Origin of the sequence: uncultured Sphingomonas sp., from assembly GCF_913062585.1 — a bacterium.
In the GTDB taxonomy this organism is placed as follows: Bacteria; Pseudomonadota; Alphaproteobacteria; order Sphingomonadales; family Sphingomonadaceae; genus Sphingomonas.
On the sequence record NZ_CAJXWX010000034.1, the window covers coordinates 23382 to 33666 of the forward strand.

A 10285-nucleotide genomic window follows, 5' to 3' on the forward strand; every position below is an offset into this window, starting at 1 on the left:
GCTATGGACGATCAATAGGAACTGGCCATGTGCGCCGTGTAATCGGGCAGGTGAAAGCCCGCTGCGTCCCACCCCATCACGACCTGGGCCGGGACCATCGGCAGGAGAGACAGCCTGAGCAAGAGCAAGGCTCTTCGGCGTCCCCGCTCCGACAGCCGATCCCACAGCCATCCCGAGGCGAAGTAGAGCGGGATCATCGCCAGCCAGCCCCAGGCCATGCCGATCGCCGTCACGGGCCGGTCGAGCATGATTCCCCCGGACCGGAAGGCGGCCAGGCACCACCCCAGTCCGAAATAGCTGCCCCAGATCACGTTGCTGCCCCACTGCCCCAGGGTCACGCCGAACAACATGCTGGGCAGGATTCCGCAGGACAGACTGGGCAGGATGACGAACTCCGACCGGAATCGTGCCTGGTCCATGACGATCGGCTCCCTTCACATGCCGTCTGGGCGCACGGCAGGGGGGCGAGGCAAGGCCCGATCGACATGGCATGGCCGAGTCGACCGAATGGGGACGGATCCTGCATCCGACCTGCAAACGTGGCGGGGCCTGGCCCCTCCTATCGGGGCCGCCGGATCACGGTCGAGCCAGCAGCCACGGCGCGGCGCGGGCGAAGGCCACGTCCCATGCGAGCTGGTCGTGGCCCGCCACCAGCATGTCGAAGCGGGTCGTGGCCCCCGCCGCTCGTGCGGCGTCCGCAGCGTCTTGGGTGTAGGTGAGGTAGCTTGGCTCGAACCGCCCCGCCGCCCCGAACAAGCGGGTCCGCCCCAGCCTCGCCCCCAGTGTCCCGGCCGCCTGTCCGCTCGACGACAGCGCCAGCACCTTGCCGAACAATTCCGGATGCAGACCCGCCGCCGCCAGCGCCCAGTGCGCGCCGTTGGACGATCCGCCGATGATGTGGTCTTCGCGGCGGCGCGAGGCGGGATAATCCTTCGCGACCAGCGGGATCACCTCCTCCAGCACGAAGCGCAGATGCTTGCCGAAGGCGGAGGTCGGCGTGTCGCCGTCGGCGTTGAAGTCGATCTTATATTCCGGTCCGCGCCGGTCGCAGGCCATGCCGGTACATCCGGCCTGGCGCGGCGGGGCCGAATCGATGCCGACCAGGATGGCGGGCGGACTGCGATGCGCGCGTATGTCCGCCTCGAACTGGGCGGCAAATTTCTCCGCCAGATTGTCGGCCAGATAAAAGACCGGCAGGCGCCGTGCCCGTCCGGCGGCCGGGGGCAGATAGATGGTCACCCCGCGCGCCTCGCCCAGCCAGCGCGACGCGACCATGCGGTGGATCAGGCGCTCGGGCGGCGGGGCGATCCGTTTGGGGGCGGGCGGGGCGAGCGGCCCGCGCCGGACATCGCGATGCTCGTACCTGGCGGGAAAGGTCGCGATGCTCAGGATCGCCTCGTCGATACGCGGCACCCGCACCGTGACGCCCGCCAGATCGGTGCCGGGGATCGGTTCCAGCGCGGTCTGCACCGAGCAGCACAGCATCGCCCAGCGCTCGACATCGGGGCGGGCGATCATGGTCAGCCGGTCGCCCTCGATCCACCAGCGCCGCGACTTGCCGCCCAGCCGGGCGACCGCCTGCGCCGGGGTGATCGCCAGGGGCAGGGTGCAGGGCGCGGTGATCGGCGTGTCCGCATCGTGGCAGGCGGGGGTTCGGGTGAACATCTCCGGCGGCGACTGGACCGGACCGGGCGGCGTCTGGACGGCGGCGAGCGCAAGGAGCAGGGCGAGCATGGCCGATGCTAGGTGCGTGCCGGAGCGAGCGTCAAACCCGCTTTTTTGCCGTCCCGCCGGGTGCGTGGGAGTGGATGACGAAAAGTTCAGCTACATCAACGATATGCGCGGTGACTCATGGCATGAACCGGACCATGTCCGATTCCACCGCGCTTATCATCATCGACATGATCAACGACCTCGATTTCGAGGGTGGGGAGGCGCTGCGGGCGCCCGCCGAAGGCGCCGCCGGGCGGATCGTGGCGCTTCGGGATGCGGCGGACCGCGCCGGCGTGCCGGTCATCTACGTCAACGACAATTTCGGCCATTGGCATTCGGAGCGATCCTCGATCGTCGATCATTGCGACCGGGAGGACAGCCAGGGCCGCGCGCTGATCGCCGCACTTCGCCCGCGCGACCGCGACTATTTCGTGGTGAAGCCGCAATTTTCGGGCTTTTACGCTACCAATTTGCCGGTGCTGCTGCCGCAACTGGGCGTCAGCCGCCTGGTCCTGACCGGGGTGGCGGCCGATATCTGTGTGCTTTTCACCGCCGCCGATGCGCATATGCGCGAATATGACCTGTGGGTGCCGGGCGATACGGTGGCGAGCGAGCGCGATGCGCATCGCCGCTGGGCGCTGGAGATCATGCGGCACAGCATGTGTGCCGAGACGCGTCCGACGACCGAACTGGCGCTGGCCGACTGGCTGTCCCGGGACGGGTGATCGCACTCTAGCGCAGCGGCGCGCGCTACCTTAGATAGCGCCACCTCTATGGCACGGATCGAAACCCCCAAGCGCGTGCGCGGCACGCAGGACATCTTCGGCGAGGAGCAGCGCCGCTTTGCGCAGGTGCTGGCGACCTTCGAGCATGTCCATGGCCTCTACGCCTTTCAGCGGCTCGACCTGCCGGTGTTCGAGGATACGCAGGTCTTTGCCCGCTCGATCGGCGAGACGACCGATGTCGTGTCGAAGGAGATGTATACCTTCCCCGATCGCGGCGGCGACCTGCTGACCCTGCGCCCCGAATTCACCGCCGGGATCGCGCGCGCCTATCTGACCGAGGGGTGGCAGCAATATGCGCCGCTGAAGCTCGTCACCTCGGGCGCGGTGTTCCGCTACGAGCGCCCGCAAAAGGGCCGCTATCGCCAGTTTCACCAGATCGACGCCGAGATCCTGGGCGCGCCCGAACCGGCGGCGGATGTCGAGCTGTTGGTGATGGCCGACCAGCTGCTGCGCGAACTGGACATCGCCGAGGGCGTGACGCTGCAGCTCAACACGCTGGGCGATGCGGAAACGCGTGACGCCTGGCGCGACGCGCTGGTCGCACATTTCGAGGCGCATCGCGATCAGCTGTCCGAGGACAGCCTGGTGCGGCTGGAGAAGAATCCGCTGCGCATCCTCGATTCCAAGGACCCGCGCGACCGGCCGATCGCCGATGCTGCGCCGGACATCGACGCCTATCTGACCCCCGAAGCCCGCGCCTTTTTCGAGGCGGTGACGGCGGGGCTGGACGCGGCGGGGGTCGCCTGGGCGCGCAATGCGCGGCTGGTGCGGGGTCTCGATTATTACCGCCACACGGCGTTCGAGTTCGTGACCGACCGGCTGGGCTCGCAGGGCACCGTGCTGGCGGGCGGCCGCTATGACGGGCTGATCGAGTCGCTGGGTGGTCCCGCCACGGCGGGCGTGGGCTGGGCGGCCGGGGTCGAGCGGCTGGCGATGCTGCTCGACGAACCGCCCAAGCCCCTTATCGACGCGGTCGTGGTGCCGATGGGCGCGGCGGCGGAACTGCGCGCGACGGGCCTCGTCGCCGAGCTGCGCCGCGCCGACGTCGCCACCGACATGGCGTTTCGCGGCAATATGAAGCGCCGCATGGCCAAGGCGAACGATCAGGGTGCCAGCTATGCGCTGATCCTGGGCGATGACGAACTGGCGAATGGCCAGGTACAGGTCAAGGCGCTGGCCACGGGCGAGCAGGCCTTGGTCCCGCTGGAATCGGTGACGCAGACTATTTACGACCTATTGTTCGGGGATGCGGTCGCGAATGAGCATGACGCACAGCTTCCTTCCTTGGTGCAGCGTCTGACCCCGCAATGAAGACCATCTCGGCCGAGCGCATCGCGCAGATCGAGGCGCGACGCGACGAACTGCAGGCGATGATGGCCACCGGCGAGCTGCCCTCGGACCGTTTCGTCGCGGTGTCGAAGGAATATGCCGAGCTGGAGCCGGTCGCCAACGCCGCCGCCGAGGTGCGCCGGTTGCGGCAGGAAGCCGACAGCCTGGCCTATATGACGCAGGACGGCGACGACGAACTGCGCGAGCTGGCGGCGGAGGAGCTGCACGCCAACCGCAATGCGCTGGCCGAGGCGGATCGCCACCTCGCGCTCGCGCTGCTGCCCCGCGACGCCGCCGACGAGCGCGCCGCGATGCTGGAAATCCGCGCCGGGACCGGCGGCGACGAGGCGGCGCTGTTCGCGGGCGACCTGTTCCGCATGTACCAGCGCTATGCCGAGCGGCAGGGCTGGCGGGTCGAGGTCATCTCCGCCTCGGTGCCCGACACCGGCGGCTATAAGGAAGTCGTCGCCTCGGTCGCGGGCGCGGGCGTCTTCGCCAAGTTGAAGTTCGAATCGGGCGTCCACCGCGTCCAGCGCGTGCCCGTCACCGAATCGGGCGGGCGCATCCACACTTCGGCTGCGACCGTCGCGGTGCTTCCGGAAGCGGAGGAGGTCGACCTCCAGATCGACGACAAGGACCTGCGCATCGACATCTACCGCTCGTCGGGCGCGGGCGGGCAGCACGTCAACACCACCGACTCGGCGATCCGCATCACCCATATCCCGACCGGGCTGGTCGTGATCCAGCAGGACGAACGCTCGCAGCATAAGAACCGCGCCAAGGCGATGAAGGTGCTGCGGACGCGTCTCTACGAAGCGGAGCGCGAGCGGCTGGCGGCGGAACGCGCGGGCACGCGGCGTTCGCAGGTCGGCTCGGGCGACCGGTCGGAGCGGATTCGGACGTACAATTTTCCGCAAGGGCGCGTGACCGACCATCGGATCAACCTGACGCTCCACCGCCTGCCGGAAATCCTGGAGGGCGAGCTGGACGAACTGATCGGCGCGCTGCTGGCCGAGGATGAAGCCGAACGGCTCGCCGCGCTCGATGGGTAAAGACTTAAACGCAAGCCGAGCATCTTTTCCTCCCCTGCAAGGGGAGGTGGCAGGCCGAAGGCCTGACGGAGGGGTGTCCCGGCTGGCGAGGAAGCGTTACATCGCGAACGGTGACACCCCTCCACCATCCTTCGGATGGTCCCCCTCCCCTTGCAGGGGAGGAATGGGGTGTGTCGCGGCGGCCGGAGGCTAAGGTGGATAGCGTCACTGCACGTACCGCGCTCTCCCAAGCCGTAGCGCGTTTCGCCTTCTCCCCGACCGCACGACTCGACGCGGAACTGCTGCTCGCCCACGCCCTGGGCATCGAGCGCAACGCGCTGCTTCTCGATCTGACCCGGCCGGTCCCCGATGGCTTCTGGCCGCTGGTCGAGCGCCGCGCCGCGCAGGAGCCGCTCGCCTATATCACCGGCACGCGCGGCTTCTGGACGCTGGATCTGATGGTCGGCCCCGGCGCGCTGGTCCCCCGCGTGGACAGCGAAACGCTGGTCGACGCGGCGCTCCGGCACTTTCGGGGGCGTCCGCCCGCCACCCTTCTCGATCTGGGCACGGGGCCGGGTACGTTGCTCCTCGCCTTGCTGGACGAGTGGCGGGAGACGAAGGGACTGGGCGTCGACCGCTCCCCGCAGGCGCTCCATTATGCCGTCGCCAATGCGGCGGCTTGCGGGATGGCCGATCGGGCACGGTTCCTGTGCGGGGACTGGGCGTCGGCGCTGAGCGGGCCGTTCGACTGCATCGTCACCAACCCGCCCTATATCGGAACGGCCGAGCCGCTCTCGCCCGAGGTGCGCGATTACGAGCCCGGAACCGCGTTGTTCGCCGGGCCCGACGGTCTCGACGATTACCGCCGGCTCGCCCCGGAACTGCGCCGCCTGCTCGCCCCCGGTGGGGCGGCGGTGATCGAGATCGGGCATGAACAGGCCGGGGCGGTCACGGCGCTGCTGGAGGCGGAAAACTTCGTCGTGACCCTCCACCGCGATCTGGGCGGGCGGCCCCGCGCCCTGCTGGCGCATTGAAACTTGCCGATCATGCCCCATATTTTACTTGAAGGACCCCGGTTTAACCCGCTAGAGCGGGGGCAGGGGCACGCGAACATCGGCACTCTCACCGTTTTCGGAGTCGTTGCTTCGGGCCGATGCCCATACCCTTCGTCATGCAGTCGCTGCTGTCCGGCGGCCGTGGCAAGCGCCTCACGGGGCGCGAGAGCTTCGCATCGTGCGACACGCGCGCGATGTCGGGAAAAGTGGACCATGTTGGTTTGACGACTAAGGACGAACAGCTTGATCAATAATCGGCAGGCCGGCCGCCGTCGCGGTCGTGGCGGCAACAACAATGGTGGACAGCGTCCGGGTGGCAATCCCGGCCGTCCCGACAATGGCAATCGCATCGACAACCGCGCGCGCGGCAACGCCAACCAGCTGTACGAGAAGTACAAGAATCTGGCGGCCGAGGCGCAGCGTCAGGGCGATCGGGTTAACACCGAATATTATTGGCAGTTCGCCGATCACTATTTCCGGGTGCTGAGCGAAACCCGCTCGCGCTTCGAGGAGCAGAATCAGCGCCGCCAGCGCGAGGAATCGCGCGACGACCAGTATGACGACGGCTTCGACAATGAGGCCGAGGATTATGGCGACGAGGGCGACCCCATCCGCCCCGGCGAGCAGCTGGGCGAGGCCGAGCCGCGTCGGGAGCGTCTGCCCCGGGACAACCAGCCGCGCGAAAGCTATGCCCGCGACAATCAGTCGCGTGAAACCCAACAGCGCGACGAGCGTCCCCGCCGGGATCGCGAGGATCGCCCGCGTCGCGACAATCGTGAGGATCGCCGCCCCGCCCGTGCCGAACAGCCCGTCGCGGTCGAGGATGCACAGCCGGTCGTGGCCGCCCCGGTGGCCGTGACGGACGTCGCCGCCCCGCAGGTCGAGGAAGAAGCGCCCCGTCGTCGCGGTCGTCCGCGTCGCGAGCGTGCGCCCGAGGTGCAGGACGCTGGCGAAGCGACCGGTTTCGACGCCGATCGCCTGCCGCCCGCGCTGAGCGCCGCGCCCGAGCCGGACGCCGCGGTTGAGGAAAAGCCGCGCCGTCGCCGCGTTCGCGCGGCCGCTCCGGTCGAGCCGGAAGCGGCGGCGGGCTGATCGCTCTCGACGCTTTCGAAGGATAAAGGACCGGCCTCCGCATCGCTTGCGGGGGCCGGTTTTTTATGGGCGCCGGTCGACATCCTCGTCATGCCCGGTGCCCGAGCTGAGAAACACCAGCCCCATCAGCGCACCGGTCAGCATCACCATGCCGCCGATCCCGCCGATCACCCCCAGCATCGTCACCCAGTTCAGCGGGCCATAGACCTGCGCCAGCGCGACCATCGCGAAAGCGACCGCCACGGCAGCAGCGACCGTCATCCAGGCCATCATCATCCGGAAGCGCGCCCAGGCGAAGGCCGCCTGTTCGGGATCGTCGAGTCCGGGCGGGGGTGGGCGCATCGCCAGACTATGCGCGGCGATTCTCCGCCCGGCAAGGCGATGGTCAGGCCGCCCCGACCGCGCGGCGCAGCGGCCATTTCGCCCAGAGCCCCGCGATGATCGCATTGATCTCCAGCCGGATCGGATGGCGCACCGCATAAACGACGGCCACCCAAGCGATCACGCCCGCAGCCGCGCTCAGGCTCAGGAGTATGAACCCGACCTCCGCCGGCGTCGCGACCCAGCGATAAACGGCGAGCAACGGCGCCACCGTCGCCAGCGTCGCGGCCAGGCTTTGCGCATAGACCAGCAGCATCCCGCGCCAGGCAAAACCGGTCAGCGGCTTCATCAGCGCGGCGTAGAGTATGAACCACAGGCCGCCATAGAAGAGGCGCGAGATCGCCGCCCATTCCAGGCTGACCATCGCGCCCAGCACCAGCAGCCCGATCGAGGCGGTGGTGTCGACCGCGTTGAACAGCGCCAGCCGCCGGATCTTGCCCAGCAGGATCGGCAGCTCGAAATGCAGCGGCACCGCGGCGAAGAAGAGCTGCCCCAGCGCGATCCAGGTCAGCAGCGGCGCGACCCCGATCCAGCGCGGGCCATAGAGCATCAGCACGATCGGCGTCGCGGCCGCCGCCAGGAAGCTCATCGCAGGCCAGGTCACGCCGCTATAGGCCGCGACCACCCGCTGATAGGGGCCGGCCAGCTCGGCGCCCGCATCGCGCAACCGGGCAAAGGCAGGATAGAAGACGCCGTCGACCGCGCCGCTGACCAGCATCTGCAACTGCGCGCCCAGGCTGGAGGCGCGGCTGTACAGCCCGACATCGGTCAGCGTCAGGACGCGACCGATGACCAGGTCCGGGCTGCGCTGGGCGATGGCGTCGCTGATATAGAGAAACGAACTGTTCGATCCGAAGCGCAGGATCGGCCCGATTCCCTTCAGGCTGGGCGGGAAGGGCGGGCGGATACCGGATCGCCACTGGCCGATCAGCGCCCGCGCCGCCTGCTGCGCCACCGCCGCCCAGGCGAGGGCGAAGGCGGAATAGCCCGCCCAGGCGAGGCCCAGCGACAGCACCGCATTAACCACCGCGGCGCCGACATTGACCAGGAACAGCGACTGATAGTCCATCCGCCGCTGCAACATGGCACCGGGCACGATGCCGAACGGCACGATCAGATAGGAGCTGGCGATGATGACCAGCAACGGGGTCAGCCGGTCATTGTCGTAGAAGCGGGCGACCGGCCAGGCGAGCGCCAGGATCACCAGGCCGATCCCCAGCGCGAAGATGACCGAGACCGAGAAACAGGTCCGCACCTGCTCCTCGGTCAGGTCGCGCTCGCCCGCGACGAAGCGCCGGATGCCGAAATCCTGCAGCGCCGACACCATCAGCGCGGCCGACAGCGCGATCGAGAACAGCCCCATCTCGGCGGGCGTCAGGAAGAAGCGCGAAATCAGGACGCTGACCACGAACTGGATGGCGAAGGCGATATATTGCGCCCCGATCGACCAAAGGGCCGCGCCCCGGACCGACGAGCCGCTCATCGTCCCGACCGATGCCGGAGCAGCGCGCGCGCCAGGTGCCAGGCGCCGTGCGGCCGGTGATGGCGCAGCAGCCGTGCGACCGCCCGCCCCAGACCGGGAACGGGCGGCTCGCCCGTCCGCCGCGCATCCTCCAGATGCGCCACGATCAGCGGCAGGCCCTCGCCCGCCAGCGCGTCGGGCGCATACAATATGCCGCGGGTGACGGCGGCGCGCACCTGGGCGGCGGGCCCCTCACGGCCAAAGGCCTGGTCCAGCGCATCGACCGGCGGGAGGGTCTGCCAGTTCTCCGACGGATCGACCCGCCCGGCCAAACGCTCGGTCCGGGCGAGCCGGGCGATCGCCGCGCCGTAATTCTGCGACAGCACATGGCGGTGCGACACCTGGGTATCGGAATAGCGATAGAGCATCAGCCGCTCGGACAGGTTCGCCATGCGCGTCCGCTCGGCCAGCCTCAACCAGAGGTCGTAATCTTCGCAATGCCGATATGCGGCCCGATAGCCGCCGACCGCACGAACCAGATCGCGCCGCATCATCACCGATGGATGGCAAAGCGGCGACCCGGGCCGGTCCGACGCCAACGCCTCGACGATTCGGTCGAAATCGACCGGATGGTCGACCACATGATCCTGGCGCAGGGCCCCGGTCGGGGTGATCCCCCGAATCTGGGTGCCGACCACGCCATGATCGGGATGGGCGTCCAGAAACGCGACCTGCCGGGCGAATCGCTCGGGCAGCGCGATATCGTCGCCGTCCATCCGTGCGATATAAGGGGCACGCGCCGCTTCGACGATGCGATTGAGGCTGGGGATCAGCCCCTGATTGGCCTGATGAATCACCCGCACGCGTGAGTCGCGCGCGGCATAGTCGTCGAGAATCGCCGCCGAGCCGTCGGTCGAGCCGTCATTGACCGCCAGCAGCTCGAAATCGCCGAAGCTCTGCGCAAGGATGCTGTCCAACGCAGCCGACAGATAGGCCGCATTGTCATACACGCTCAGGGCGACGGTGATCCGGGGCGACGTCATACTCGTATCGCTCTGTCCCTAAGTGCGGTGGTTAAACAGGCTCTTAAACAACGGGATATCCGGTTGCGAATCCCGAATGGCGATATGGTTCCCACAGCGGAACGCCGACCGACGCCCTGGAACGATCTGATTTTTAGGCATTTTCCAGTTTTTTGCAGAAAAATGGCAATTTTTGTGTTGACCGAAAAAGCCGACCCGCCTAGAGGGGTGTCACCGCAACGGAGCGGGCCGCTGAAGCGGCGCTTCGGAGGTGGTACTGGCATCGAGATGCTGGCGCACGGAAGTTTCTAGACCGGGAGGTTTAGGGATGGAAGGGGTGCCGGTATTTGTTGTCGGCTCTTTGACATTGTAGGTTAGATGAAGGGACATGCGGGCGGCGGCTTGGCGGTTGTCC

At 68.0% G+C, this 10285-nt stretch carries 11 protein-coding genes; 5 read left to right on the forward strand and 6 right to left on the reverse strand.

Annotated features, from left to right (window positions below):
- Nucleotides 1-11: 11 nt before the first annotated feature.
- On the reverse strand, nt 12-419 hold the full coding sequence (locus QZ546_RS16760) for a hypothetical protein (protein ID WP_294240110.1): 408 nt from the start codon (nt 417-419) through the stop codon (nt 12-14).
- A 157-nt stretch (nt 420-576) separates the two neighbouring features.
- Nucleotides 577-1734 carry an alpha/beta hydrolase-fold protein gene (locus QZ546_RS16765; RefSeq protein WP_294240112.1) on the reverse strand — a complete coding sequence of 386 codons (1158 nt, stop codon included), beginning with the start codon at nt 1732-1734 and terminating at the stop codon, nt 577-579.
- 134 nt (nt 1735-1868) lie between these two features.
- Here QZ546_RS16765 and QZ546_RS16770 point away from each other — a divergent pair, with 134 nt between their 5' ends.
- From QZ546_RS16770 to QZ546_RS16790, 5 genes are all read left to right on the forward strand, one after another.
- On the forward strand, nt 1869-2438 hold the full coding sequence (locus tag QZ546_RS16770; protein ID WP_294240115.1) for a cysteine hydrolase family protein: 570 nt from the start codon (nt 1869-1871) through the stop codon (nt 2436-2438).
- Between the two features lie 48 nt (nt 2439-2486).
- On the forward strand, nt 2487-3809 hold the full coding sequence (gene hisS, locus QZ546_RS16775; protein ID WP_294240116.1) for a histidine--tRNA ligase: 1323 nt from the start codon (nt 2487-2489) through the stop codon (nt 3807-3809).
- The gene (gene prfA / locus QZ546_RS16780) at nt 3806-4879 is read left to right on the forward strand and encodes a peptide chain release factor 1 (protein ID WP_294240119.1); all 1074 of its coding nucleotides are present in this window, start codon (nt 3806-3808) and stop codon (nt 4877-4879) included. Before hisS ends, prfA begins: the two co-directional genes overlap by 4 nt.
- Before the next feature lie 194 nt (nt 4880-5073).
- Nucleotides 5074-5892: a peptide chain release factor N(5)-glutamine methyltransferase gene (gene prmC / locus QZ546_RS16785; RefSeq protein ID WP_294240122.1), complete on the forward strand. Its 819-nt coding sequence runs from the start codon at nt 5074-5076 to the stop codon at nt 5890-5892.
- Between the two features lie 264 nt (nt 5893-6156).
- Entirely contained in the window at nt 6157-7005 is an 849-nt protein-coding gene (locus tag QZ546_RS16790) for a DUF4167 domain-containing protein (protein WP_294240125.1), read from the forward strand.
- Between the two features lie 63 nt (nt 7006-7068).
- On the opposite strand, the gene QZ546_RS16795 is transcribed toward QZ546_RS16790, so the two are convergent.
- The 4 genes from QZ546_RS16795 to QZ546_RS16810 all read right to left on the reverse strand — a co-directional run.
- A complete protein-coding gene (locus QZ546_RS16795; RefSeq protein WP_294240128.1) occupies nt 7069-7347 on the reverse strand; it encodes a hypothetical protein in 279 nt (92 codons plus the stop codon).
- A gap of 43 nt (nt 7348-7390) precedes the next feature.
- The gene (locus QZ546_RS16800; protein WP_294240132.1) at nt 7391-8869 is read right to left on the reverse strand and encodes an oligosaccharide flippase family protein; all 1479 of its coding nucleotides are present in this window, start codon (nt 8867-8869) and stop codon (nt 7391-7393) included.
- Nucleotides 8866-9891, reverse strand: a complete 1026-nt coding sequence (locus QZ546_RS16805) for a glycosyltransferase (protein WP_294240133.1) — start codon at nt 9889-9891, stop codon at nt 8866-8868. The genes QZ546_RS16800 and QZ546_RS16805 overlap by 4 nt, the downstream gene beginning before the upstream one ends.
- Before the next feature lie 210 nt (nt 9892-10101).
- On the reverse strand, nt 10102-10285 hold a 184-nt coding region (locus QZ546_RS16810; RefSeq protein ID WP_294240135.1), incomplete at its 5' end, for a hypothetical protein.